A 25757-nucleotide genomic window follows, 5' to 3' on the forward strand; every position below is an offset into this window, starting at 1 on the left:
TTCTACGGTATCAGATCGTTTTCGCGGCCATCTCCTTGGCAATGTAGTCCGCTTGGCGAATTGCAAGACTGACGATGGTGAGCGTCGGGTTTTCCGCGCCACCGGTGGTGAACTGGCTACCATCGGAGACGAACAGATTCTTGATGTCGTGGCTTTGGCCGTGCTTGTTCACCACTCCATCTTTCGCTTTTTCGCTCATGCGATTTGTTCCAAGATTATGTGTTGACGGGTAGGGCGGCGTCGGGAAGACGCGGGTTGCGCCAACGGCCGCGTATAGAGCCTTGCCCTGTTCGTAGGCATGGTTTCGCATGGCTATATCGTTCTTATGGTCGCTGAAGTTCACATTGGCGATGGGCAGGCCGTACTTATCCTTCTCATCCTTGTGCAAGGTGATCCGGTTGTCTTCCTGCGGCATGTCTTCACCAACGATCCATAGACCGGCCATATTCACATATTGGTCGAGCGCTGAAGTGAAAGAACGTCCCCAGCCACCTGGATCGAGAAAGGCTGCCATGAACGGCAGTCCGAGGGACAATGTTTCCATTTCATAACCGCCGACAAATCCCCGTGAAGGATCGTGGCGCGCCTCGTCGCGGATAATGCCCGCCATGGTGGTTCCGCGATACATATGAACCGGCTTTTCAAATATGCCGTATACCGATCCGGTCGTATGGCGCATATAGTTCCGGCCGACCTGGCCGGATGAATTGGCAAGACCATTGGGGAACGTGCTGGATTCGGAATTAAGCAATAGGCGTGGGCTTTCGATCGAATTGCCGGCAACGGCGACGATACGGGCCTTCTGCAACTGCTGCTTGCCATCTTTATCCGTGTAGAGAACGCCAGTTACCTTGCCGCTCTTGTCGTGTTCGATCTTCTGGGCCATGGACTTCGGACGAACTTCAAGCTTGCCCGTCTTTTCGCCCTTTGGAATTTCCGTATAGAGCGTCGACCACTTGGCACCCCACTTGCAGCCCTGGAAACAGAATCCGGTCTGCTGGCAGGACATGCGGTCGTCGCGCTCGGCAGAATTGATAGCCATATTGCCCGTATGGCACTCCTTGTAGCCAAGCTTGTCGGCACCAGCTTTGAGCACTTTGAAATTATTGTTGCCTGGCAGACCTGCAATCCCATTGGTGCGGGTTACGCCCATCTTGTCTTCCGCTTTGGCGTAATAAGGTTCAAGTTCTGCCAGTGTGATTGGCCAATCGAGCAGGCTTGCGCCTTTTACTTTGCCGTAGTGGGTCAGCGCCTTGAATTCATGGTCCTGAAAACGAAGCGAAGCACCAGCCCAGTGGGTCGTCGATCCGCCGACGGATTTGACGATCCAGGCGGGAAGGTTGGGGAAATCCTTGGCGACACGCCAATCGCCGGAAGTAGTCCGTTTGTCGACCCAGGCAAGCTGGCCGAAACTGTCCCATTCATTGTTGGTGAAGTCTTCATATTCGTGACGGGCGCCGGCTTCCAGAATGACGACGTCAATGCCTTTTTGTGCGAGTTCGTTGCCGAGCGTTCCGCCGCCCGCGCCAGAACCGATGATGACGACGACACTGTCGTCCTTAAGATCATAAGGTGCAGCCATGGTTTCCTCCCATTAGCTTAAAGTTCTTTGATTGCGCGCTATTCACAGCCATTCGATGTCACCGAAGCCGCGGGCGATATAGCCGCCCTTCGAATAGGACTCGCCTTCATAACCAAACAGCGGCCAGATCTGCTCCTGATTGTAGAGGCCGGTGACAAGCCCGCCGCGAACGGTCTGAAAGAATGGAGTGTCTTCAACTTTTCTAAGGATGGCCAGACGGTCATCTTCCCACCCAAGACCGATATAGCCGCCTTTGCCAGCGCGCTTGTCTAGATCGGCAATGCCGTCTTCGATCATCTTCTTGGTCTTGGGGTCCTCTCCTGCCTTGGCGTCATAGGGCTTGACTGCGATGGCATAGAAGCGGTCCGGAATATGGTCATGCGGATAGATATCGCGCGCCAGCTGGATCAGAGTCGCCATTGTTTTTGGCTTGAGATGGGATGCCTCAAGACCCCAGGCGAATTGTGGATGGATAATCGAACTGCCGCTGATGACGAGAATGGCGCCGAGGCTGACCGTACCGCTCTTCAATAGATCGCGGCGGGATAATCCTTGTTTTTCAATTGGTTCCGGCGTATCCGGTGCCGCCGTCTTGCGGTTGAAGATGGTAACCATGGACTTCCTCCCTTGCTTGCTATCGGCATTCCGGCGGGAATTTCCGTCGGATGCCCTTGCTGGCTCATGGCGTTCCTCCCACGCCATTGGCCGGTATTACAAATACCGGCCTTGTCGTTCCAAAACCTCGATCTTGTAGCCATCCGGATCTTCGACGAAAAAGAACCGAGCCAGCATTGTGCCTTCGCGTTTGAATTCCACGATATCGCGAATCTTGAGTTGCTGTTCCTTCATGCGCACGTGCTCGGCGTCGAGGTCGTCGACACTAAAGGCTAGATGGCCATAGCCATCGCCAAGTTCGTAAGGCTCGGTGCGCCCCTTGTTGATGGTCAGCTCAAGTTCGAAATCCGTCTCGCTGTTTCGCAAATAGACCAGGGTGAAATTGTCGAAATCGAGCCTGTCCGCTACGTCCAGACCGAATGCAGACTTATAGAATGATCTCGACTTCTCTTCGTCGAGCACACGGATCATGGAATGAATGGCTTTTGCCAAAAGCTCCTCCTAACGAACGATACACCGCCCGAAAACTATTGTTGCAGTGTCAGGGCTTGTCGGTGATTATGAGCTTGGGAGAACAGAAGTGGTGGCAATCGGCTACCACACCGCGATACGAGCGGAATAATTTTTGCCCATGGTGCACTGATGTGCAAAATACCACCTTTGCGTATGGGTGGCGAGTATCATCAGGTCTCTGGAAGGGAGGTTCTTGGAATGTGTAAAGTATTTGCAGAACAGGATCCGCAAGGCTATCGGCAGATCAATCGTTCTGTACGCATCGGCGGGCATTCGACAAGCATTCAACTCGAGGCAACGTTCTGGAAACTACTCGACGAGATCGCCGGGAGCCAGAATATGACGACACCGCGGTTCATCTCCACTCTCTATGACGAGGCACTGCAGGCGCAAGGAGAGATTCCGAATTTTGCGTCAATGCTTCGCACCACATGCGCGCTCTATCTGCGCGGTGCGCAGACGTGCCCGGAAACAGTAGTTGGGAAGAACCAAACTCTGATTGGCGAACATGCTGCCTAGGCAGGAATTCTGACAACTGCCCTCAAGCCTCCGGCGGGGCTGTCATCGAGGACAATGTCCCCGCCATGACTGCGCGCGATATCCAGTGCTATTGCGAGGCCAAGTCCTGTTCCGCTTGAATCCTGATTGCGTGCTTCATCCAGCCGGAAGAATGGCTTGAACACCTCATCACGCATTTCTTTTCGTATCCCTGGCCCATCGTCGTCGATCGTTATGGTCAGCCATCCGTCACGGTGATCCGCAGCAACGGACACGTTTTTCGCGTAGCGGAATGAATTCGATACCAGATTGGAAATCAGGCGGGAGAACGCATTCGGCCTAACCTGTATTTCCGGCTCACCCCGGATTTTCGACGTGAAGCCGCGTTCGAGAAGGATTCCTTCTTCCTTCAGCTTGCCGAATAAGCGCTCCAGATTGAAGTTGCCGGTCTCTTCCTCTGCCTCGCTGCGCGCGAAGGCGAGATAGCCCTCAAGCATCGATTGCATATCTTCGATGTCCTGCTCCATAGCTTCCGTGTCGACCCTGTTGCCGACGAGAGCGAGCTGGAGCTTGAAGCGGGTCAGGATCGTACGCAGGTCATGGCTGACGCCACTCAACATCGTCGTGCGCTGCTCGATTTGCCGCTCGATGCGCTCGCGCATGACGATAAAAGCTGCGCCGGCCCTACGTACCTCTTCTGCGCCGCGCGGTTTGAAGTCAGGCGGGCCGGCGCGGCCCTTGCCGAAACTGTCGGCGGCGGTGGCAAGTTGTTGAATTGGCTTGATCTGGTTACGCAGGAAAAGGATAGCGATGGCAAGCAAAACGAGGGCGGAGCCCGCCATCCAGACAAGGAATATCAGCGTGTTGGATGCGTAGGCCTGGCTGCGGCGTGCGAAGACCCGGAGAACCTTGTTGTCGAGCTGAATGCGGATTTCGACCAGATCGGAATCGCCGATCGTATCGATCCAGAAAGGGCGGTTGATTTGCTTGGTGATCTCTTCGCTCAGAATACTATCGAGAATTGAGAAGAAGGGCTTAGGCCCAGGTGCGGGCAGGGGATCGGCGGGCAGGATGGAAATATTGAGCGATAGTCTTTCGCGCGAAATGCGGATCAGGTTTTCGTAGGCGGGATCTTGAGGATAAGTCTCCATGAGATCGATAATACCGGCAATATCGCGCACAACAGCCGTCGACAGGCGCTGTGTCACGGTCTGCCAATGGCGTTCCATGAAAACAAAGGCGATCAGCGATTGCAGTAAGACCATGGGAGCAATGATGATAATCAGTGAGCGCGCGTAGAGCCGCTTGGGCATCCAGTGCGCCAACCAGCGCGTGAATCTTCGCCAAGGGCCCAGCAACGTACTTCGCCGACGCCGCCAGTGGCGCTTCCTGACTGCCAATGCGCGTTTCGCGGTATCCGTCGGTGCCATCTATCCAGTATCCGCTTGCGCATTGAAATGGGCGGATCGCTACTCCACGCTTAGTTTATAGCCGACGCCCCGCACCGTCTGCAACCAAACTGGGTTTGCCGGATCATTTTCAATCTTGCGGCGCAGGCGGTTTATCTGCACGTCGATCGTCCGCTCGCCCACATCGCCTTCCTGTCCGGTCAATTCGTGACGTGGGACGGTTTCACCGGCGCGTGCGGCGAAAATTGCCATTATATCCTGCTCGCGGTCTGTCAGTCGGATCATTTCACCCGAGCGCTTGAGTTCGCGCTTCGCGATGACGAATGTGTAGGGACCAAAGACGATCTGCTCGATCTTTGCTTGCGTTGCCGGGGCGCCGCGCCGAAGGATGTTGTTGATCCGCAGGATCAGCTCGCGCGGATCAAAAGGCTTTGGCAGGTAATCATCGGCGCCTGCTTCCAGGCCGGTGATACGACTGTCCGTTTCCGAGAGCGCCGTGAGCATGAGGATTGGTACGTTCTTTTCCTGACGCAGCGACTGGGTCAGTGCAACGCCGCTTTCTCCTGGCATCATCACGTCGAGGATCAGAAGGTCGTAGTCGATCCCGGCCAGCTTGCGTCGAGCTTCATCCGCGTTGGCGGCCACCGTAATGCGAAAACCGCTGCCGCTAAGATATTGCGACAGTAGATTTCGAATTCGGGTGTCGTCATCGATAATAAGCAGGTGTGGCGCATCGTCTGAAAGTAGCAGTTCGTCACTCACTAAGTATTACTCCTTTTTTCGTGGACATTAGCACCACCCATCTCCAGTAATTGACTCTATCCTGCCTTCGGCAAGCTGTCGATCTGTTGCCATTGCGTGGGATTCACCATCGCCCTAAGAAAATGTTCAATCACTGACCGGTCGGGAAGACCGATCTGTTCCAATGCACTGGTAATGCGGCGTGATTGCGGTGCTGCGAGCTCCAGTGCCAACTCGCGACCTTTCGGGGTTGGGTAGAGTTCTCGCTGGCGCCTGTCACGGGGCCCTGGAATCTGAACAACATGCCCCGTATCGATAAGTTGCTTTAGCACGCGAGCAAGACTTTGCTTGGTGATCTGCAAAACATCCAGCAATTCCGCGACAGTCATCCCCGGCTTGCGATTGATGAAATAGAGCACGCGGTGGTGGGCGCGGCCGAATTCAAGCTTCTCCAGTATCATGTCTGGATCAGCGGTGAAGTCGCGATAGGCAAAGAAAAACAGCTCGATGATATCGAGTTGACTTGCATCTTTTTGGGTTAGGGCTGTCTCAATATGCCGCTCTGGTGTATAAGATTTCATGCAATGTTCCCGCTCTTGTTGAAAATATGTCAGTCATGTTGACTTAATTTTAGACTGCTGATAATTTTTGACAAGCTGTTGGCCACATTTTGAATTGAACGAAAAGCCAATAGGTGTTTCAGAGACATTTTTCTCGTTCAAACGCTTATTGTGGTGTGGGTAATGGTACACCAATTGGCAACCGGGACCAGTTGGTGAACATATCAGACCCGCAAAATTATCAGGAAACAAACGCCTGGAGGAAAACATGGCATCCGTTCCATTCGACCAGCTTGAAGGTTATATCTGGATGAACGGCGAATTCGTTCGCTGGGCGGACGCAAAGGTCCATGTGCTGACCCATGGCTTGCATTACGCCAGTTCGGTTTTTGAGGGTGAGCGCGCTTATGGCGGCGAGATATTCAAACTCAACGAGCACACCGAGCGCCTGCATGAGTCTGCACGCATTCTTGGCTTCAAAATCCCCTATACCGTTGAAGAACTAAACGACGCGAGCTGCAAACTGTTGGCGAAACAAGGCTTCCAGGATGCCTATATCCGGCCTGTAGCCTGGCGCGGTAGTGAGTCAATGGGCGTTTCTGCCCAAGCAAACAAGATCAACGTCGCCATCGCTATCTGGCAGTGGCCAAGTTATTTCGATCCGGCCCAGAAGCTCAAGGGCATCCGCCTGGATCTCGCGGAATATCGCCGTCCTGACCCAAGAACCGCGCCATCGAAATCCAAGGCAGCGGGTCTATATATGATATGCACGATCTCCAAGCATGCGGCGGAGGCAAAGGGGTATGCTGACGCACTCATGCTCGATTGGCGTGGACAAGTTGCTGAAGCAACCGGCGCGAACGTGTTTTTCGTCAAGGACGGAGTTATTCATACGCCGATCCCCGATTGCTTCCTCGATGGCATTACGCGCCGGACAGTCATCGATTTGGCAAAGCGCCGCGGTTATGAAGTTGTCGAGCGTGTTATCATGCCCGAAGAACTGGAGGCTTTCGAGCAGTGCTTCCTGACCGGCACAGCCGCAGAAGTTACGCCAGTGGCGGAAATTGGCCCTTACCGTTTCACCGTTGGTGAGATCGCAGCTAATCTGATGAATGATTACGCAGCAGAAGTAATGCCAAAGAAAGCCGCAGCTGAGTAACAGCTGGCTAAAACGAAGAAGTGAACTTGATACCTGCGCTATGAGGTATCAAGTTGTTTGACATTGATTAAAACTTAGTCATCATGATGCATGTCAGGCATGAGTCTGGCATGAAACGTTGACGGGGTACAATCATGGAAGCGCTTCTTCCTATTATTATCCAGCTTATCTCGGGTGGTGTCGGCGGAAATATTGTCGGCGGTCTTCTAAAAAACCTGAGTCTAGGCACGACCGGAAACACAGTTGCTGGTGGTATCGGCGGCCTTATTGGTGGTTACCTGACGCAATTCCTTGGCGCCGGCGGTGCCGAGGTGGTAGCAAATGCAGCGGCGTCCTCCGGGCTTGATATCGGGTCGATCATCGGTCAGGTAGCTGGCGGTGGTGTCGGTGGCATCATCTTGACTGCAATTGTCGGCTTCATCAAGAATTCGATGGCAAAGGCCTGATCGATATCATCAACAACGAAATCAACGGTTTTCTAGGGCGGCACACGGCCGCCCTTTTCATTTGAGTATTTATTGTCCTACATATTGATCGAGTAATGTATCGCACAGGGTTTGGTAACATGGGACAATTGCAGGCCGGTATTATACCCGTCACGGCCTTCCAGCAGAATTGCACGATCCTTTTTGACAGCGAGGACAAGCATGGCGTGCTCGTTGATCCGGGCGGCGACAACGATCAAATATTGAATGCAATCCGTTCAAACGGCCTCATGATCGAGGCAATCTGGATTACACACGGGCATATCGATCATGCTGCCGGCGCAATGGATATGAAGGATGCGCTTGGCGTCGAAATTATCGGGCCAAATGAAGCGGATCGGTTTCTGTTGGACAGCCTTGAATCCAAGGCACTGAAATATGGCGTCAAGGACAAGGTCCGCAATTGTGTGCCGGATCGCTGGCTGAACGATGGCGATACCGTATTTTTCGGATCGCATATCTTCGAAGTATTGCATTGTCCGGGTCATGCACCTGGCCATGTCGTTTATTTTAACAGGGCGGCGAAATTTGCACATGTTGGCGACGTGCTCTTCAACGGTTCGGTGGGGCGAACAGACCTGGAGGGCGGCGATCATACCGCGCTGATCCACTCCATCAAGACCAAGCTCTTACCACTCGGTGACGACATCGGTTTCATCTGCGGACATGGCCCCGGAGGCCGCTTTGGCGAAGAACGCCGCACCAACCCATTCTTGAATGAAGCATAAAAAAGCCGCCGGATTACCGGCGGCTTGTCAAACGCGTCTGATGATAAATCAATTGGCGTTGCAGAAATAATCGCGCCCGTCGTAGCCGCGGAATGTACCCGTTTCGGGATTGAACGAGCGGTAGCGGTCGGCGCAATAGCGATACCATGAAGGTGACCAGGGCTGAGCCCCGCCGTAATAACGCGGTGCCACTTCACGATAGACCCGGACCGGGCGGCGATAATAGCCGTCATCATAATCGCGGTAGATCGGCTCGGCCGGTTGGGCCAGCGCGCTACCAAGCAAAGCGCCTGCTGCAAGGCCAACTGCGCCGGCCGCCCATGCGTCGCTGTTATTGTCATGATGGCGATGACGATAGTACCGATCGCCACGCCAGCTGTCGGCGGACGCCGATGTCAGCGGAACCATGACCGTTGCCAATGCAGCGGTTGCAAGAACGGCAATCTTCATACCTTTATTCATTTGTGCCTCCTTTGAAGCATCCTTGGCGAGGGCTTTTCGGCGTCGCCTGATCGATATTGGCTGGAATCCATGGGATCTCCAGCAGTAGATCTGTTTTATTCGCTTCAGAATGAATGCAAGCTGAACGGCACTCGTGCGAATTCGTTCCACCGCCATCCTGACGAGGGGAGAAGCACATATAATTTTAGCAAATCCGAGGCGGGAAAAAGGCACGACTGCAATCGCAAGCACCACATGGAGGTATGACACACTCCACTCAGCGGCAGAGTGAACCCTGTCGCGGCATACCCAAGCATAACCCCCGACTTCTGCCGGGGATCGCTGGCGGCTCCAGCCGCTAGAATTATTCAGTGACCGCGATGTTTACGGCCTTTGGTCCCTTGCCACGACGATCTGGCTCCGTATCGAAGGAGACCTTCTGATTGTCTGCGAGACCTGTGAGTCCGGATGCCTGAACGGCGGAAATATGAACGAAAATATCCGCCGCGCCATCATCCGGTTTGATAAAGCCAAAGCCTTTTTCGCTATTGAAGAATTTGACCGTACCGGTCTGTGCCATGCTCAGTTCCTTTTCCTTACTTACCGCGTTCCCCTCCGGGTTTGCGGGATTGGTAGTGCCGTTTTCAGTAAGATACGTTCAACGGAGATCATGCAGGCAGTTCTCGAATTCAGGAAAGGAGCCGATCATTGCCGGGATTACTCCCGGCCCGGTATTCTTGCGGTTCCGGCGCGCCGTTCTTCCAGTCTTCCAGTGTTCGCAAATGCCCGAACGCTTTGAGACTGCTAGAATAAGTGTTTTTTGGCAAGCAAAAGTTTTTCTACCATTTAGGCGACTATATCGAACGGCTTTGCAACCTACATACTTGGGGGTAGGAAATTTCCCTTGGCATTCGTCCACCAGCACCTATCGAGATCACGACACGCAAGTTCAAATGGCCGCTTTTCTTTCAGCTTCATCGATTACGCAGGACGATGCAGGCACCACCAGCGCTGTGGAGTTGCGAACAGATTTGATTGGCCTCGCCGCGATTGTCGGCGCCTATCCGCACAGCATAGATGCCACGGCGTCCCATGGCTGTGCGGTTTCGGCTGATAACGGCTTCATGTTTGTTGAGGATCGCCGGAAAGGCGCGACGTAGGCGCTGAAGCTGTCCCACTGCTGCGGCGCGGCGGAAGTTGCCCGCGATCTGGATTCCCCAGGGCTTCGGCTTGATTTGGGCCATCGCAACGGTCGCAAAGCGAACAATCGGGAGCTTCCGGCAAGCAGCATCGAAGGACAATTTAGCGTTTAACGGATGCGCTGATATTTCGGTACCCGCGGCAAAGTCATCAGCCGACTTTCCGGTTATATCCAGTACATATTCTTCCGTTTCGAGTGGGAGGAAGCCCCCGCTTGATAACCATTTTGATACGCGCGTTGGTCCCGCATTATAGGCAGCAGCAGCCAGCCCCCAATTGCCGAATACTGTCCGCAGATCCTTCAACAACGCAGCGGAAGCTGGAAGAGCCTTGGCAAAGTCGAACGGATCTTCGAGATTTCGCTCCTTTGCGGTACCGGGCATGAACTGCGCGATGCCTTGCGCACCAACCGGACTTGTTGCCTGGGCGTCGAAACGGCTCTCTTTCCAGATAAGTCTGGCGAAGAAGTCGCGTGGAACGCCATTTCCATCAGCGTTGGTCGCTATGGCTGCGCAAATCTGGGCCACCGTTGGCGCTGGTGGTTTCGCCGGCACAGAAACCGACGGATTATCAGCCGACAATGCCCTTAGCGATGTCAGTAGCAGGAGTGCTGCAACGATGCCGAGTTGTCTGAACCAATACACCCTGTTGCCGATCCCCTTGATGCGTTAGCATATTGGTATAATGCACAGCCATATTTCTAACAAAAGACACCCGCCATTGATTTCATCAATCCAGTAGACATTGCATGACGATGATGACGAAGAACAAGTGAACCCGCCCATGGCTCTCTCCATCACCACAATCGGCTTCGACGCTGACGATACGCTCTGGCAAAACGAGCAGTTTTTTCGAACCTCCGAGAATCAGTTTGCCCGTCTATTGGCGCCTCATGTAGACACGACCGACCTTTCCAACCGGTTGCTCGCGGTGGAAAAGCGAAATCTTGATCTCTATGGTTTCGGCATCAAGGGCTTCACCCTTTCCTTGGTCGAAACAGCGCTTGAAGTTTCCGAAGGCAACGTGCCGGCCTCAGTTATCGCAGAAATTCTGGCGGCAGGCCGGGAAATGCTGCGTCATCCGGTAGAGACCTTGCCTCATGTTCGGGAAACTCTTGCGCAACTAACTGAACGCTACAAGCTCGTCCTGATCACCAAAGGAGATCTATTCGATCAGGAGCGCAAACTGGCGCAATCGGGCCTTGGTGATTTTTTCGATGCGGTTGAAATTGTAAGCACCAAGGATAACACAACCTACGAGCGAATATTCAAGCGCCACGGAGATGGTGCGACGCGGAGTATGATGATCGGTAACTCGCTAAAATCGGATGTTGTCCCGGCAATCGAAGCAGGCAGTTGGGGCGTGTTCGTTCCGCATGAGCTGACCTGGGCGCTCGAACATGTCGAAGCGCCGATTGGCGCCCGTCGCTTCCGCCAAATTGAACATTTGGGGGAGCTGGTCCCCCTGCTTGGTGAGATCGGCTGATTATTCGGCAGCCTGAGTTTCCTGCGCACCCTCGTCCGGACCGTTCGGATCTCCTGGGCCGGTCTCACAGCCAAGATCGGGAAACGCAACCACACGATTGCCGGTAAAATCGGTGCGCACTACAACGAGCCCCTGTTCTTCGAAATACGTGAGAAGCCGTCGCGCTCGGCGTGCCGAATGAGTGCCATAGGCGCGGGCCAATGTTGAGTCGGACGGGCAAGGGCTACCCGTGACTGCGGCCTGCGCGACGATAAAGAAAACGCCTTGAACATCATCCGGTAGGCCTTTGGAAAGTTCAAGCGCCTGCTGCCACGGCTCGCCTTGCGCGGTCTCTCCGTCGATGCCAGCTCGTGCGACCGCAAGATTGCGGCGAAATGCCGGCAGAGAAAGGGGATCACCCGGGACGCGGCGAATGCGGCAACGAACGAGAAAATCCTGATAGAGGACCGCATCCGTGCGAAAAGATGCATCGGAGTCGTTGAGCATTTCATGCATAATCGTGTTGATCATGCCATTGCGCTCGGCCTCGTCAATCTCGGGAAACAGTGTCGGTGCTGGCGTTTCTGCCGCAGATACAAATTTGGTCTGGGTGAGCTGGCTCAAAATATCGGCCGTCGGTGTGGACGCGGGGCGCGCCACTGCGCGCCGAACAACCACCCGGCGCTCTTCGGGCGCTGGTGTAAAAATCAAATCGCGCGCATCTTCGCCCGCCTGCGGCAGCGGAGTGAGCTTCGGACTCGCCGAACGAGCAGATGTCTCTACTGGTCCAATGGTCACAGCCAATGGACGACGCGACAAGGCCGGGCCGAGCGCAACGAAATGGCCACGTGCAAGATCACGGAATTGTTCGGCCTGCCGCCGTTCCATGCCAAGAAGATCCGCGGCACGCGCCATGTCGATATCGAGGAAAGTTCGGCCCATCAGGAAATTCGATGCTTCAGCCGCAACATTCTTGGCGAGTTTGGCGAGGCGCTGTGTCGCGATGACACCGGCAAGACCACGTTTGCGGCCACGGCACATCAAGTTGGTCATGGCGCCGAGTGATAGCTTGCGGGCTTCGTCCGAAACCTCTCCCGCAACCGCTGGTGCGAAAAGCTGCGCTTCGTCGACAACGACGAGCATCGGATACCAGAAATCCCGCTCGGCATCGAAAAGACCGCCTAGAAAGGCTGCGGCACAGCGCATTTGCTGTTCGACATCCAGTCCTTCCAGATCAAGCACGACAGAAACGCGATGCTGGCGAATTCGCGCTGCGATGCGGGTGAGTTCGCTCTCGGTCCGTGCACCATCGACAACCACATGGCCGTATTTATCGGCCAGCGTAACGAAGTCGCCCTCCGGATCGACGACGCATTGCTGTACCCACTGCGCGCTTTGTTCGAGCAGGCGGCGCAGCAAATGCGATTTGCCTGAACCCGAATTACCCTGGACCAGCAGGCGGGTTGCCAGCAGCTCTTCCAGATCGAGCATGGCTTTTGCGCCGGCTGACGCCGCTCCCATGTCGATATCGACCTTCATCATCTCTCCAGCGTTCAAGTGATTCTGCGCGCGATCATGCACAAAATCACTTAGCATTCTTTGCCGTACTGCGTGGAGGATATGCGCTCCGGTTTTGGAAAACTCACAGGTGAATCGATCAGCTATTCGGCTGGCACCGGCTCTGGCATCATGTTTGTCTTGCTGTGTTTATTCAGCGTCAGCACCAGCAGCGCAGCAACCAGGCAGAGAATCCCCGCAACGAAAAATGCAGGCATATAAGTTTGGTATTCGGTACGGGCAAAGCCGCCGCCATAGGCTGCCGAAGCCGCACCTAACTGGTGTCCGGCAAAAACCCAGCCAAATATCAATCCCGCCTTTTCACGTCCGAATCGATCGGTTGCCAATTTGACAGTCGGCGGCACTGTGGCAATCCAGTCGAGACCATAAAACATGGCAAACAGGGACAGGCCGTAAAACGAAAAATTGGAGTAGGGCAAGTACAGCAGCGAGAGGCCGCGCAATCCATAGTACCAAAAAAGCAGCCAGCGATTGTCTACCCGGTCTGAGAGCCAGCCAGAACCAATGGTGCCGAAGAAATCGAAGAACCCCATCATAGCCAGGACGCTGGCTGCCACTACGGGGACCATGCCGAAGTCTCCGCACATGGCGACGAAATGGGTGCCTACAAGGCCGTTGGTACTCGCACCGCAAACGAAAAACGTAGCGAAAAGCACCCAGAAAGTGCTTGAGCGCGACGCGTCCTTCAACGCGAGCAGTGGCATGGTGATGAGGGATAGTAGCCCGCCTGTGATTGGCGGAACGGGTGTGATCTCCTTGTCTCCATAGGCGGGCAGGCCAATATCGGCAGGCCGGTCGCGCATTAGGAAGAAGACTGCCGCGACAGCGATTAACAATAAAGCGCAAATCAGCATGATTGCTGTGCGCCAGCCGTAGTTTTCACTGAGAGAAGCCATGAGTGGCATGAACGCCAACTGACCCGTAGCCGAGCTGGCGGTGAGCATTCCCAAAGCCAAGCCACGGCGCTCGGTAAACCAGCGGGCTGCGACGGTGGCGCCCAGAACCATGGCAGTCAATCCGGTACCGAAGCCGACGACGACGCCCCACAAGAGAATTAGCTGCCAGATTTCCGTCATCGCCAAGGAGGCGAACAGGCCCGCTGTGATCAGCACCAGCGCCACGCAAACCACTTTCCTTACACCAAAATAATTCATGAAGGCCGCTGCGAATGGCCCCATGAAGCCAAACAGCAAGAGCCTGATCGAAAAGGCAGTGGCTATTTGCTCGGTTTCCCAACCGAATTCTTTTTCCAGCGGAACAATCAGCACGCCAGGCGCTCCAACGGCTGCGGCGGTGACAAGCATCGTAAGAAACGTGACGGCGATGACGACCCAGCTATAATGGATATTGCGGCGGGCAAGCGAAGCGGCGAGCGAGGAGGAGATCATGGACTGTCTTTCAGAGGGGCGGGAACCATGTAATTATATGACGATCGTCATAATTATTGACTATTCATGATGACAATCATATAAATTGTCAATAGTCTTTTTGAGGGTACCGTACATGCGTGTCAGCAGAGATCAGGCAGCGGAAAACCGCGCTCGCATCATTGAAGTTGCCAGCCAGCAATTTCGTCAGAAAGGTTTTGACGGGATCGGTGTTGCCGATGTGATGAAGAATGCCGGTCTAACCCATGGCGGCTTCTATGGCCATTTTGCATCGAAAGATGATCTTATTGCTCAATCCTGCGACGCTGCAATGAAGCGGTCGGCGGAAAAATGGTCTACAATCGCACAGCAGGGACCCGAGGTTGCGCTTGCTGCGATCACGTCGTCCTATCTTGCCAAGAATCACAAGGGTGACTTGGCAAACAGTTGTACCATGGCGTTGCTGGCGCCGGATATTGCCCGGCAAAGAGGAGCAGTCCAGACGCGGTTTACGGAGGGTACCAAAAGGCTGCTGGAAATATTGTCGGATTTGGTTCCTGGACGATCAAAAGCCAAAAAACGCCAGAAGGCCTTGGCCACGATGGCTGGTCTCATTGGTGCAGTTGTCTTGTCGCGGGCCGTGGACGACCCGGAATTTGCCGACGAGATTCTCGACGCAGGCCAAGCTTTCTTTGGCTCCGGCAAACCTGCAGACGAAATCTGAATTAACGTCCCGGGCGTCCCGTCTTGCCCGGACGCCGTTTTTTACGATCGCCAGCGTCTTCATATGAACCGGCACCTGTTCGCTCGCGGCGAATAATCTTTTGGTCATTGCGGTTCGTACCGGTAAAGGCAGGCTTTTCAGGAACATTGCCGATCACCGGCTTTTCCGTGCGCCCGACTGTCATCTCATCGAGCGAATTCTTGCGGAAGACACCGGGTCCGAGAGGACGCGTCGTGTCGCCGCCCATTTCGTCGAGGTGCGGCTTGCGGAACATTGGCGAATTCTTGTCGCCCTCGTCGGTAACCACACGGTGCATCGCGCGCCCGGCATTATGCCTGCCCTTGGTGCGGCCAGTGACCGGACTTTCCATCTCGACTTCCCGTGCCATTGGATCGTCCGAAATCGCCAACTCCATCTCGCGCAGACGCTTGATCTCGTCGCGCAGGCGAGCAGCGACTTCGAAGTCGAGATCGTCGGCGGCATCGCGCATCTGCTTCATCAGATGTTCGAGATGAGCCTTCAGATTGTTGCCCATCATCGCGCCGGAATCGGTGAAGTCGGAAATATCGGCGCGAACGTGGTCTCGTTCGTAGACGCTGTTGAGGATGTCGCCGATGTTTTTCTTGATGCTGGCCGGCGTGATGCCGTGCTCGGTGTTATAGGCTTCCTGCTTTTCGCGGCGGCGATTTGTTTCCGCCATCGCCCGTTCCATTGAACCGGTGACCTGATCGGCATAGAGAATGACCTTGCCGTCGATGTTGCGCGCGGCACGCCCAATCGTCTGGATCAACGAGGTTTCCGAACGCAAAAAGCCTTCCTTGTCCGCATCGAGAATGGCGACAAAGCCGCACTCTGGAATGTCGAGGCCTTCGCGAAGCAAGTTGATGCCAACGAGCACGTCAAATGTCCCAAGGCGCAAGTCGCGCAAAATCTCGATACGCTCCAGCGTGTCGATGTCAGAGTGCATGTAACGGACGCGGATGCCCTGTTCGTGCAGATACTCTGTCAGATCTTCGGCCATACGCTTGGTGAGAACCGTTACAAGCGTGCGGTAGCTCTTCGCTGACGTTTCACGAATTTCCCCAAGAACATCGTCAACCTGGGATTTGGCAGGACGGACTTCGACTGGCGGATCTATAAGGCCGGTTGGGCGAATGACCTGCTCGGCGAAGACACCGCCGGATTCTTCCATCTCCCATTTGCTCGGCGTCGCCGAAACCGCAACGGTCTGTGGGCGCATAGCGTCCCATTCCTCAAACCGCAAAGGGCGATTGTCCATGCAGGAGGGCAGGCGGAAGCCATACTCGGCCAGCGTTGCTTTGCGCCGAAAATCGCCCTTGTACATCGCGCCAATCTGCGGAACAGTTACATGGCTCTCATCGATGAAAACCAAGGCGTTGTCAGGAATGTACTCAAACAGCGTGGGCGGCGGCTCGCCGGGCTTGCGACCGGTCAGGTAGCGCGAATAGTTTTCAATGCCGGCGCAAGAGCCGGTTGCCTCCAACATTTCCACGTCAAAAGTGCAACGTTGCTCAAGCCGCTGTGCTTCCAGCAGGCGGCCGGCTGCATTCAACTCCACAAGACGATGTTTGAGTTCTTCCTTGATAGACTTGATCGCCTGGTTGAGCGTCGGGCGCGGTGTCACATAGTGCGAGTTCGCGTAAATCTTCACCGAACGCAGATCGCCAGTCTTTTGACCGGTAAGCGGGTCGAACTCGGTGATTGCTTCGATCTCGTCGCCGAACATTGAAATGCGCCAGGCGCGGTCCTCCAGGTGAGCAGGAAAAAGCTCAATCGTATCGCCACGCACGCGGAATGAGCCTCGAGTAAAATCCATGTCGCGCCGTTTATACTGCTGCGCGACGAGATCTGCGAGGAGCGCTCGTTGGTCCAGACGGTCGCCGATCTTCATTTCGAAGGTCATCGCCGTATAGGTTTCGACCGAGCCGATACCGTAGATGCACGACACCGAGGCGACGATGATCACATCATCACGTTCGAGCAGCGAGCGGGTAGCGGAGTGGCGCATCCGGTCGATCTGCTCGTTGATCGAGGATTCCTTCTCGATATAGGTGTCGGAGCGCGGCACATAGGCTTCCGGCTGGTAATAGTCGTAATAGGAAACGAAATATTCCACTGCGTTGTTCGGGAAGAACGATTTGAACTCGCCGTAAAGCTGCGCTGCGAGTGTCTTGTTTGGTGCCAGAATCAACGCGGGACGCTGCGTCTCCTCTATCACCTTGGCCATTGTGAAGGTCTTGCCGGAACCAGTGACACCGAGCAAGACCTGGGTCTGATCATGGTCTTTGATTCCGGAAACGAGATCTTTGATGGCAGTTGGCTGATCACCCGACGGCTTGAATTCGGTTTCCATCCGAATGGAGATACCACCTTCGGATTTCTCCGGGCGGGCTGGCCGGTGCGGTTGCCACGCGGTTCCATTCTTGAAAAGCGGATTGCCGCTTTCGATCAGGGCGGAGAGAGCAGCGACGGTAGCCGTTGCGCCTCCAGGCATGATGCTGCCCGCGTCCTCTAGGTTAATATCCAGTCCGGCCACGGGGTTGAGGCCGGCAGCAGCGCGCGTCTTGGGATCTGTCGATCCGCCAATTGACGTTCCACGAGACGTACGCGATGCGCTGGACTCTTTGCTTGCCGGCTTCTTGATCTTCGCTCCCTTAGAGACAGCTTTTGCTGTCTCATCGGTGATCTGCTTGGCCCAATCACTGACGGCTCCGGAAAGCGGAGTGCCTTCCAGCTCAGGTTGAGGCGCTTCGCCGAAACCGTCGGCGTTATATCTGTCAGGAGATTTAACCATAGGTTGAATATGGTGAGAGTCCGGCAAAATGGAAAGACCCGAGTGACGAAAACTGGATTTTCCAGACTTCTCCTGACAGCAGGCTGTCATGAGCAACTCAGATTTACGGGAGGAATATATGCTCGCGATGGTAGCGCAGAAATTCCGGATGGGGGAAATGGCTGCTATTTTTTGGAAGCGTAATCTTTCCTGATTTGTTGAGAAGACCGTCAATCTTGGGTTCAAGATAGTGAGACGATTTCAGGATCTGATAATCTGGACCGATGGAGATCAGACCGTTGTCGAACATCCAATGGATCGATTGAAACAAGGGTATCCCATTGTTGAGAGAGTCGGGACCGCCATCTTCTACTGGCTTGATATGAGCGCATTCCATTTCAAAGCTTCCATCGGGAGCTTGCAATGATATGCCGGTCATTGCACATTTCATATTGTAGGCTCTCACTACGAGTTGACTAAAAACCCGATCGCGGAAAGCTCTGGATGTCAGTATGCGGTCGCGCTCGACAGATTCCGGCGGGTCTTCAGCAAAACCGTATGGCGCCGTCACCGCTGGCAGCTGCTCTTCTGCGATCCAGTTCTTACTGAACCCAAGCCTTTCGATTTTGGTGTATTCTTCGTTGGAGAGGGCGCGAACTTGCTGCTGTATGATGTGTGAATTCATCCGGCCATCGGACTGGACCATACTCCTCTCGAAGTAGAGCCTGTTCTGGTGCAGATCGATAATGCTGAATGGTACCGTCTCTTCAAGTTCCAGATATTGCCCGAGCAATGCTTCGGAATATCCGGAACTACCCGCCAATGGACGTATGGACGTGACGCGCGCGGTCGCAAAATATCCCGTCGACCCAATGACCTTCGTACCTGCGCGCGGCGCGGGCTGGTAATATATGATCCAATCATCCAGCGCGTCGCGAACAATGTTGAGATACTTGTCGCGGAAACGATAGCGTCGGTCGTGGCCTCCCGGGGCCGCTTCTTCGTCTGTCAGCTTGATTTGAAATATTGCGTGCATTCAGCCGGGATTTGCCTGTTGAAACCGTGGTTTGTTCAACATGGCGATATCGGGCAGCAAGCGAAACGCATCCGAAATTGTATTTTCGGGCGTCTTGCTCAATCTGAAATGGCAACCTCTCAGCCGTAGCGGAGCTTAAGGCCGAGAATTGTGAGAATAAGCAGGAGGGTTATCCCATTTGCTGCCATGACCGGCCAGGAGCTGATCATCATTCCGTAAAACAGCCAGAGCAGAACGCCGAGGGCGAGAGAAACGTTGGTGACGAGAGAAATGCTGTCCGTCTGGCGGTGCCGGACAATCTTGATGATCTGGGGGATCCAGCACAGTGTTGTGATCGCGGCAGCGAGGCTACCAACAAGCTCGATATAGATTGGCACGGGTGAAAACTTTCAGAGGAATGGATCTAAATTTATAATTGGTGATATTCGCTTGAGAAATATAGCGGAATCATGTTCCGACGCGATCGTTTCACATAAATATTCGCGCCGCATACGCGATTATACGATCAATGGATCGCGCCCCATGTTGAGATGCAGCTCGTTGCCTTCATAGGCGTGGGCTGCAGCCACTTTTTCATCCAATTCCACGCCGAGGCCCGGTTCCGACGACGGAACGATATATCCGTCTTCCCATTGAATCGGTTTCTTCAGAATATCGGCGTGGAAGCCGCCGAAAGCCTGGATGCATTCGAGAATAAGAAAGTTCGGGCTGCAGGTTGATATCTGAATGTTGGCGGCACCGACGATCGGGCCGCAATAGAGGTGCGGCGCGATCTGGGCGTGAAAGGTTTCTGCCATCCCGGCGATTTTCTTTGCTTCCAGTATGCCGCCGACGCGGCCAAGATTCATCTGCAGGATGTTTGCCGCCCCGTTCACCAGCAGGCGCTGAAACTCATACTTCGTTGTCAGGCGCTCACCGGAAGCAATCGGGATCGACGTATGCTGTTGCACATAGCCCATATTTTCCGGCATATCCGGCGGTACTGGCTCTTCCAGCCATAGGGGATCGTACGGTTCCAGACGCTTTGCCAGCCGGACAGCGCTGGTTGGTGTCATCTGACCATGCGTTCCGAATAAAAGATCAGCCTTGGAGCCGACGGCGTCACGGACCAGACGCGCGAATTTCTCACCAAGATCAAGCTGTTCCAACGATAGTTGGCGTGGATCGAACGATGTATAAGGGGCAACCGGATCGAACTTCACCGCCGTATAGCCTTGCGCGACGTATTCTGCCGCCCGCTCGGCAGAGGCTTCGGCATCCCAGTAGATGGCCGACGTCTCCCCCAGTTCCGGTTTGGGATAGATGTAGGTGTAGCTGCGCAGCCGTTCATGCACCTTGCCACCGAGCAGTTCATAGACCGGCTTGTCGGCCTCCTTGCCGATGATATCCCAGCAGGCCATTTCAAGCGCCGACACCGCGCCCATGACCGTTACATCGGGGCGCTGGGTAAAGCCGGCGGAATAGGCGCGGCGGAAGAACCGTTCGATATGGTGCGGGTCCTCGCCGATGAGCCAGCGCTCAGCCACGTCTTCGACGACCTTTCGCATGACTTGTGGACTGATGGTCGAATTGTAAGCCTCGCCATAGCCGACTACACCTGAATCGGTGCTGAGTTTGACGAAGAGAAACCATGTCCCACCGAAAGAAGGCGGCGGATTGGCAACCACGAAGGTTTTGATATCTGTGATTTTCATGATCCCTCCGGATGCTCACTATCGATCAGACTAGGCCACACTCCGCGTCATACCGAAACCACGCAGCGACCCGCACTGTCGGGTTTCCGACAGTTCTTGCGGCGGCCCCTTTCCAAAACTGCCGCTGCAAAGCATCATGCTGCAAATCCGCATTGATCGATGGAGACAGCAGTTGAACGAACAAACCAAACCTATCGGCGAATTGACGCTGCGTACACTGGCGATGCCGGCCGATGCGAACGCAGCAGGCGATATTTTCGGCGGCTGGGTCATGGCGCAGATGGATTTGTCCTGCGGTATCAGGGCCGCGGAACGGGCAAGGGGCAGGGTGGTGACCGCCGCGGTCAAGGAAATGGCCTTCGCAAAACCGGTCAAGATCGGCGACACATTATGCGTCTATACGCATATCGATCGCGTCGGGCGCACTTCGATCACGTTGAAGGTCGAAGCTTGGGCGCAACGCTACCTCTCGGATCTGATGGAACGCGTTACTCACGCCGATTTCGTAATGGTTGCCCTCGACAAGGAGGGCAACCCGACGCCAGTACCGGGCGAGCGCTAGCCGCCGATCATGTATTTGTCCCAGAAACCGGCTTCTGATTCGATCTGTTCGACAACGTCGATCCACAGGCCGGAGGGATCATGAAATCCAAAACGGCGTTGCCCGAAAGGCTCGTCCGTCAGCGGATATTCGATGTTCAGACCGGTAGCGCTAACCTTTTCAAACGTTGCTCTGGCATCCTCTACCTGCAATTCAAAGCACATGCCTGTGCCGCTGAAGCTCTCGGAACCGGGTGGTGCGGAGGGATGATCGGGCGCCATGAAGGCGATGGAAGCGGACTGGTCTTCCGCCAAAAGCAAGCAGAACCAGGTGCTGTCGAAACCACTGACGAAGCCGAGGTGCCGTATCCAGAAATCGCGGCAGGCTTCCTTTCGCGGGGTGACTATAATCGGATAGCGGTCCATGAAAGCCATTTTTCTTCATCCTGTGATTTTGCGAGTCGCCGCATTAAACAGGGTCAGAAAAGACATTGGCAAGGGCCGTTTGTCAGGAGTCTAAATAGGAATAAGTTCTCAGCTGAGAACTTATTGGATCGATTTTTTCCAGTGATTCAGGTCGTCTCTGGATGGTATATTCATTCCGATCCGGTTAACTGTCGATCGAATTCCTGGCCGCTTCGGGAGAAAAGCGTTTCATTTTTGGCAAAAAGCATTCCATTTTGAGCAAAAAGCGTATGAAAAATTGGGGCAAAAACGTGGCTTTTTTCGGAGCAATTCAAGACTACTCCCGCAAGCGCGGTGAAGCGGACAGCGCGAAAGTCGACTTCGTCGAACTCTTTTTCGACCTCGTATTCGTCTTCGCCATCACACAGATATCGCACTTGCTGCTGCATGATCTCAGCCTCAAGGGGCTCGTCGAAAGCGCGCTGCTCCTTTTGGCAATCTGGTGGGTCTGGGTCTACACGATGTGGTGCACCAACTGGCTCGATCCGGCGACCCCGCCGGTGCGCGCAATGTTGTTCGTGCTGATGCTGGCCGGGCTTGTACTTTCGACGTCGATCCCCACTGCCTTCGGAGCGCGCGGATTGGTCTTCGCCAGCGCTTTCGTCTTCATGCAGCTCGGCCGGTCGGTTTTCATGGTGTGGGTGCTCCGACACCACAATCAGGCCAATTACCGCAATTACCTGCGGATCACGATCTGGCTCGCCGTGTCGGGCTCATTCTGGATTGCCGGTGGTTTCGCCGAACCGGAATACCGGCTTGTCTTTTGGGCAATAGCCCTGGGAATAGAAGTGGTGGGACCAGCCCTTGGTTTCTGGACGTTCGGCCTTGGGGCCTCTTCGACAGGAGAGTGGGATGTCGATGGTGAGTACATGGCGGAGCGCGCCGCGCTGTTTGTCATTATCGCACTTGGAGAGTCGATCCTCGTTTCGGGCGCCACGTTCGCCGATCAGGAATGGAATTTCATCTCCTTTTCGGCATTTCTGACGACGTTCGTTGCATCTGTTGCCATGTGGCTGGTCTATTTCAACGTCGGGCAATCGGCCGGCCATCACAAGATTGCGGCGACAGACGATCCCGGCAGGATCGCTCGCATGGCCTATACCTATGTTCACATTCTGCTTGTAGCCGGCATCATCGTCGTTGCCGTATCTGATGAGCTTGTCCTCGCGCATCCGACGGGTCATTCCAGCGCCGCGACGATCTGGACGTCAATTGGTGGTACGGCGCTTTATCTCGCCGGGAATCTGCTGTTCAAGTTCTATATCGCCGGAAGACCGCCACTTTCTCATATGATTGGTCTGGGATTGTGCGCGATACTTGCTTTCTTTGCTGCCGGCCTTTCGCCATTGGTGCTCGGCGCCCTCACAACCGGCATTCTGATCATCGTCACGATCTGGGAGTATTTTGGCCAGGTGGAGGCCGACAACCCTGTTGAGCACTAGCGGCAGGCGCGGCGTCCGCTCCGGCGTTGCATCAGATCGAAATGGAAATGTGTGCGATGGAACCGGTCATAGCCGGGTCCAAGAACCGTCGAGAAGTAATCGCAGGCGTCGGAACGTACTGTGTTCAGCAGCCCGCGCTGGCGGAACGAGAACCAGCCGGGCTTTTGCACCTGGATATCCTTGCCATTGTTGAGCGTGATTTTCGAAATGTCGAGAGCGTTACCCTTGGAATGTTCCGACATGCTTCTCCCGCGCTGGCTGCTCATGGTGCGGCAGGAATAGCTTGATGCCTGATGAATCGTGTGGATGCCGGAAAGATAGCGCAGGCGCGTCGAGGGTGCGAGATCGCCTTTGACCCAACGTGCGAAAGCAAGGGTCATCTGGCAATTCAGCGTGGCACTCGGCTTGAGCCTGATGCGTCCACTGGAAAATCCACTGACGGTCAGCGGGTGGTCGATCTTGCAGACGCCTCCATCATTGATGGGTTCGCGTTCCTGAAACACAACGCCAAGTTGTTTAAGCTGGGTACGACAGGCAATCTCGCTCCCCGACATGGCAAAGGCACTTTCTCCGCGCGCAATGGGGTCTCTGATTCCGGCCGCATAACCGTAGCTTTCGGCATCATCGGAGGCCGGTTCGGATTCCGGCAGCGAGTAGGGCTTCGGCTCTGCGACTTGCGGGGTCTCCGGCACGATAATTCTGTCCGGTTGCGGTTCGGCGTCCGGTACGGAAAGGACTTCGGGCTGCTGCGCGGCGATATCGTCCGACTGTGGTGTGGATTGTTGCTGGATTTCCTCGGCGGTGACCTGCGTGCTTTCTTCACTTGCAAGGGATTGGCTGGCAACGGACGTGTCGTTGCTACCAACATCCGCCATGGGTCGCCGAACATCGCCCATGCCGCAACTGCTCAGCGCTGTCGACGTGAAAAGGACAAGCATGATCGAAAGGTGCTTAGAGCAAACCGCTCTAAAACGCGCGGCGGACGACAACGCAATACTCATGTCACCACATCCCCTTTGCCCGGTTACGCTAGGGTCAGGACCCATTAATCTGGTCGAAATGGTAGGCGGCCATTTGTTTGGATACGAGGAGCAAGGGCGATGGCAATGTTTATCCATTGTCGAGCCTTTGCGACAAAGTAGCCGGGCAAATGGACCCTATCCTGCGGACGCCGAAACGGCTGCAAGCTGCAGTGTCGAACTGCTCGGCCGGGGGAAAAACCCCGCCCTTCGCATCTCTCCTCGCATCTTCTTGCCGTTTCAGGCGCCATTTCGATCATATTAATGAGTCCTGACCCTACGCGGATGCAGCTAAAAATAGAGGCAAATTGTAAAGGAAAGGTCAGCGTCGCTCTTAAGGCCTGCGTCGAAAATGTGATCCGATGCTGGTTGATCCCGGCTTGATTTTGCTGCAATCACCTCGGCAACTGTTCTTCCTTCTCCTTCCTCCCGGAAACCATCCATGACATCTCTGTTTTCACCCTACCTCATGCCAATATTCCTGCTTGCGGCGTCGAATGTGTTCATGACTTTTGCCTGGTACGGCCATTTGAAATATCCGATGGCGCCGCTTCCGCTGGTGGTCTTCATCAGCTGGGGTATTGCGCTTATGGAATATTGGCTGGCCATTCCCGCCAACCGCATCGGTCACACCGTCTATACGACGGCCGAACTGAAAACGATGCAGGAAGTCATCACGCTCGTTGTGTTCGCCCTGTTTTCGGTTTTCTACCTGAAAGAATCCTTCACCTGGCAGCACGCAGCAGGTTTTGCGTTGATAGCCGGCGGCGCAACGCTGATCTTCAAGGCTTAAGGGCAGCTCTGCTGCGCAAAGCGGGTATCAGTTCGACGGCGATCATTGCGAAGAAGATAAGGGCGCAGCCCGCCACGCCCTGAAGCGACATGCGCTCACCCAACAATATTGTGCCGAAAAGCGCCGCAAAAAGCGCTTCGGAAGACAGCATGATCGCTGCCTGCGGAGCCGTAGTGAAACGCTGTCCAACCGCCTGCAGCGTGAAAGCGATACCGGACGAGAAGATGCCGGCAAAGAGGATTTCGGGCGCGGCTGCAACAATCGAGAAGAGCTCGGTGCGTTCCGTTCCGAGCGCGATAATCAAGCCGAGCACGCCGCATACGATGAACTGCACTAGTGCAAGCATGATCGGCCTGCCACTTCTAATGGCGATGCGATTGATGAAAATGATCTGCAACGCCCAAAAAGCAGCGCAGGCGACGGTCAACCAGTCGCCGGTGGCCAACCCGTCGAGGTGCCCGCCCGACAACAGGTAGATGCCGGCGAGCGCAGTGAGTGCGCAGGGCCAAACGACAGGATGGGGCCACTGCCAGAAAAGCAAGACAGCGAGGAACGGCACCATGACCACATAAAGTCCTGTCAGGAAGCCTGAGTTAGTGACAGACGTTGTCAATATTCCAACCTGTTGAAGTGCTGCGCCGGAAAAGAGCAGAACGCCGATAAAGAAAAACCCATAATAATCGGAACGTTTTAGCTTTGCCGGTGTATTTCTGGCCTCGCGGATTGCGAACGGTGCAATGGTCAGGGTAGCCAGCAGAAATCGAAGTGCAACGAACATAAAGGGGCCAACGCTGCCCATCGCGCTGGACTGGGCGACAAAGCCGAGGCCCCAGATCGCTCCGGCAAACAGCAGCAAAATATTGGCGCGTCCATGCGTCATGAGAGTCCCGCAAAATTTCTGCGGCTACTC

The 25757-nt window shown here is 54.9% G+C and carries 27 protein-coding genes; 9 read left to right on the top strand and 18 right to left on the bottom strand.

The window, feature by feature from the left end:
* Positions 1–10 precede the first annotated feature (10 nt).
* The 3 genes from N8E88_RS23150 to N8E88_RS23160 all read right to left on the bottom strand — a co-directional run bounded on the left by N8E88_RS23150 (position 11) and on the right by N8E88_RS23160 (position 2689).
* The gene (locus tag N8E88_RS23150; protein ID WP_262292639.1) at positions 11–1582 is read right to left on the bottom strand and encodes a GMC family oxidoreductase; all 1572 of its coding nucleotides are present in this window, start codon (positions 1580–1582) and stop codon (positions 11–13) included.
* A 42-nt stretch (positions 1583–1624) separates the two neighbouring features.
* On the bottom strand, positions 1625–2197 hold the full coding sequence (locus N8E88_RS23155) for a gluconate 2-dehydrogenase subunit 3 family protein (protein ID WP_262292640.1): 573 nt from the start codon (positions 2195–2197) through the stop codon (positions 1625–1627).
* Positions 2198–2293: 96 nt separating this feature from the next.
* Complete coding sequence (locus N8E88_RS23160; protein ID WP_262292641.1) at positions 2294–2689, bottom strand: VOC family protein; 396 nt, start codon at positions 2687–2689, stop codon at positions 2294–2296.
* A gap of 219 nt (positions 2690–2908) precedes the next feature.
* On the opposite strand from N8E88_RS23160, the gene N8E88_RS23165 reads away from it, so the two are divergent.
* Positions 2909–3229: a ribbon-helix-helix domain-containing protein gene (locus tag N8E88_RS23165; RefSeq protein ID WP_262292642.1), complete on the top strand. Its 321-nt coding sequence runs from the start codon at positions 2909–2911 to the stop codon at positions 3227–3229.
* On the opposite strand, the gene N8E88_RS23170 is transcribed toward N8E88_RS23165, so the two are convergent.
* From N8E88_RS23170 to N8E88_RS23180, 3 genes are all read right to left on the bottom strand, one after another.
* Positions 3226–4566, bottom strand: coding sequence for an ATP-binding protein (locus tag N8E88_RS23170; protein ID WP_262295588.1), 1341 nt, complete (start codon positions 4564–4566; stop codon positions 3226–3228). The genes N8E88_RS23165 and N8E88_RS23170 overlap by 4 nt on opposite strands.
* Before the next feature lie 111 nt (positions 4567–4677).
* Positions 4678–5379 (bottom strand): response regulator, encoded by a 702-nt coding sequence (locus N8E88_RS23175; protein ID WP_262292643.1) that lies wholly within the window; start codon positions 5377–5379, stop codon positions 4678–4680.
* 56 nt (positions 5380–5435) lie between these two features.
* A complete protein-coding gene (locus N8E88_RS23180; protein ID WP_262292644.1) occupies positions 5436–5939 on the bottom strand; it encodes a MarR family winged helix-turn-helix transcriptional regulator in 504 nt (167 codons plus the stop codon).
* A gap of 247 nt (positions 5940–6186) precedes the next feature.
* On the opposite strand from N8E88_RS23180, the gene N8E88_RS23185 reads away from it, so the two are divergent.
* The 3 genes from N8E88_RS23185 to N8E88_RS23195 all read left to right on the top strand — a co-directional run bounded on the left by N8E88_RS23185 (position 6187) and on the right by N8E88_RS23195 (position 8290).
* The gene (locus tag N8E88_RS23185) at positions 6187–7077 is read left to right on the top strand and encodes a branched-chain amino acid aminotransferase (protein ID WP_262292645.1); all 891 of its coding nucleotides are present in this window, start codon (positions 6187–6189) and stop codon (positions 7075–7077) included.
* Between the two features lie 134 nt (positions 7078–7211).
* On the top strand, positions 7212–7523 hold the full coding sequence (locus N8E88_RS23190) for a hypothetical protein (protein ID WP_262292646.1): 312 nt from the start codon (positions 7212–7214) through the stop codon (positions 7521–7523).
* 119 nt (positions 7524–7642) lie between these two features.
* Positions 7643–8290, top strand: a complete 648-nt coding sequence (locus tag N8E88_RS23195; RefSeq protein WP_262292647.1) for an MBL fold metallo-hydrolase — start codon at positions 7643–7645, stop codon at positions 8288–8290.
* Between the two features lie 48 nt (positions 8291–8338).
* Here the strand turns inward: N8E88_RS23195 and N8E88_RS23200 are convergent, their stop codons facing one another.
* The 3 genes from N8E88_RS23200 to N8E88_RS23210 form a co-directional block, all read right to left on the bottom strand.
* Positions 8339–8752 (bottom strand): BA14K family protein, encoded by a 414-nt coding sequence (locus tag N8E88_RS23200; RefSeq protein WP_262292648.1) that lies wholly within the window; start codon positions 8750–8752, stop codon positions 8339–8341.
* Between the two features lie 343 nt (positions 8753–9095).
* A complete protein-coding gene (locus N8E88_RS23205) occupies positions 9096–9311 on the bottom strand; it encodes a cold-shock protein (RefSeq protein WP_106718536.1) in 216 nt (71 codons plus the stop codon).
* Positions 9312–9705: 394 nt separating this feature from the next.
* Positions 9706–10575 (bottom strand): transglycosylase SLT domain-containing protein, encoded by an 870-nt coding sequence (locus tag N8E88_RS23210; protein ID WP_410010606.1) that lies wholly within the window; start codon positions 10573–10575, stop codon positions 9706–9708.
* A gap of 139 nt (positions 10576–10714) precedes the next feature.
* On the opposite strand from N8E88_RS23210, the gene N8E88_RS23215 reads away from it, so the two are divergent.
* Positions 10715–11416: an HAD family hydrolase gene (locus N8E88_RS23215; RefSeq protein ID WP_262295590.1), complete on the top strand. Its 702-nt coding sequence runs from the start codon at positions 10715–10717 to the stop codon at positions 11414–11416.
* Here the strand turns inward: N8E88_RS23215 and N8E88_RS23220 are convergent, their stop codons facing one another.
* Both N8E88_RS23220 and N8E88_RS23225 read right to left on the bottom strand, forming a co-directional pair.
* Positions 11417–12934 (bottom strand): helicase HerA domain-containing protein, encoded by a 1518-nt coding sequence (locus N8E88_RS23220; protein ID WP_262295591.1) that lies wholly within the window; start codon positions 12932–12934, stop codon positions 11417–11419. It abuts the gene before it with no gap.
* A 122-nt stretch (positions 12935–13056) separates the two neighbouring features.
* Positions 13057–14361: an MFS transporter gene (locus N8E88_RS23225; protein ID WP_262292649.1), complete on the bottom strand. Its 1305-nt coding sequence runs from the start codon at positions 14359–14361 to the stop codon at positions 13057–13059.
* A gap of 115 nt (positions 14362–14476) precedes the next feature.
* On the opposite strand from N8E88_RS23225, the gene N8E88_RS23230 reads away from it, so the two are divergent.
* Entirely contained in the window at positions 14477–15064 is a 588-nt protein-coding gene (locus N8E88_RS23230) for a TetR/AcrR family transcriptional regulator (RefSeq protein WP_262292650.1), read from the top strand.
* Position 15065: 1 nt separating this feature from the next.
* On the opposite strand, the gene uvrB is transcribed toward N8E88_RS23230, so the two are convergent.
* The 4 genes from uvrB to N8E88_RS23250 form a co-directional block, all read right to left on the bottom strand.
* Entirely contained in the window at positions 15066–17879 is a 2814-nt protein-coding gene (uvrB, locus tag N8E88_RS23235) for an excinuclease ABC subunit UvrB (protein WP_262292651.1), read from the bottom strand.
* A gap of 103 nt (positions 17880–17982) precedes the next feature.
* Positions 17983–18681: an HNH endonuclease gene (locus tag N8E88_RS23240; RefSeq protein ID WP_262292652.1), complete on the bottom strand. Its 699-nt coding sequence runs from the start codon at positions 18679–18681 to the stop codon at positions 17983–17985.
* 332 nt (positions 18682–19013) lie between these two features.
* The gene (locus tag N8E88_RS23245; protein WP_112530698.1) at positions 19014–19271 is read right to left on the bottom strand and encodes an SWEET family sugar transporter; all 258 of its coding nucleotides are present in this window, start codon (positions 19269–19271) and stop codon (positions 19014–19016) included.
* 120 nt (positions 19272–19391) lie between these two features.
* Positions 19392–20588, bottom strand: coding sequence for a mandelate racemase/muconate lactonizing enzyme family protein (locus N8E88_RS23250; RefSeq protein WP_262292653.1), 1197 nt, complete (start codon positions 20586–20588; stop codon positions 19392–19394).
* Positions 20589–20724: 136 nt separating this feature from the next.
* Between N8E88_RS23250 and N8E88_RS23255 the strand changes: the two genes are divergently transcribed.
* Positions 20725–21150 (top strand): acyl-CoA thioesterase, encoded by a 426-nt coding sequence (locus N8E88_RS23255; protein ID WP_262292654.1) that lies wholly within the window; start codon positions 20725–20727, stop codon positions 21148–21150.
* Here N8E88_RS23255 and N8E88_RS23260 read toward each other — a convergent pair.
* Positions 21147–21563: a VOC family protein gene (locus N8E88_RS23260; RefSeq protein WP_262292655.1), complete on the bottom strand. Its 417-nt coding sequence runs from the start codon at positions 21561–21563 to the stop codon at positions 21147–21149. The two genes, N8E88_RS23255 and N8E88_RS23260, sit on opposite strands and share 4 nt — an antisense overlap.
* A gap of 281 nt (positions 21564–21844) precedes the next feature.
* On the opposite strand from N8E88_RS23260, the gene N8E88_RS23265 reads away from it, so the two are divergent.
* The gene (locus tag N8E88_RS23265; RefSeq protein ID WP_262292656.1) at positions 21845–23035 is read left to right on the top strand and encodes a low temperature requirement protein A; all 1191 of its coding nucleotides are present in this window, start codon (positions 21845–21847) and stop codon (positions 23033–23035) included.
* Here the strand turns inward: N8E88_RS23265 and N8E88_RS23270 are convergent.
* Positions 23032–24036 (bottom strand): extensin-like domain-containing protein, encoded by a 1005-nt coding sequence (locus N8E88_RS23270; RefSeq protein ID WP_262292657.1) that lies wholly within the window; start codon positions 24034–24036, stop codon positions 23032–23034. The two genes, N8E88_RS23265 and N8E88_RS23270, sit on opposite strands and share 4 nt — an antisense overlap.
* A gap of 460 nt (positions 24037–24496) precedes the next feature.
* Between N8E88_RS23270 and N8E88_RS23275 the strand changes: the two genes are divergently transcribed.
* Entirely contained in the window at positions 24497–24847 is a 351-nt protein-coding gene (locus N8E88_RS23275; protein WP_262292658.1) for a DMT family protein, read from the top strand.
* On the opposite strand, the gene N8E88_RS23280 is transcribed toward N8E88_RS23275, so the two are convergent.
* Positions 24837–25727: a DMT family transporter gene (locus N8E88_RS23280; RefSeq protein WP_262292659.1), complete on the bottom strand. Its 891-nt coding sequence runs from the start codon at positions 25725–25727 to the stop codon at positions 24837–24839. The two genes, N8E88_RS23275 and N8E88_RS23280, sit on opposite strands and share 11 nt — an antisense overlap.
* Between the last annotated feature and the right edge of the window lie 30 nt (positions 25728–25757).

Origin of the sequence: Phyllobacterium zundukense (assembly GCF_025452195.1) — a bacterium.
GTDB classification, from domain to species: domain Bacteria; phylum Pseudomonadota; class Alphaproteobacteria; order Rhizobiales; family Rhizobiaceae; genus Phyllobacterium; species Phyllobacterium zundukense_A.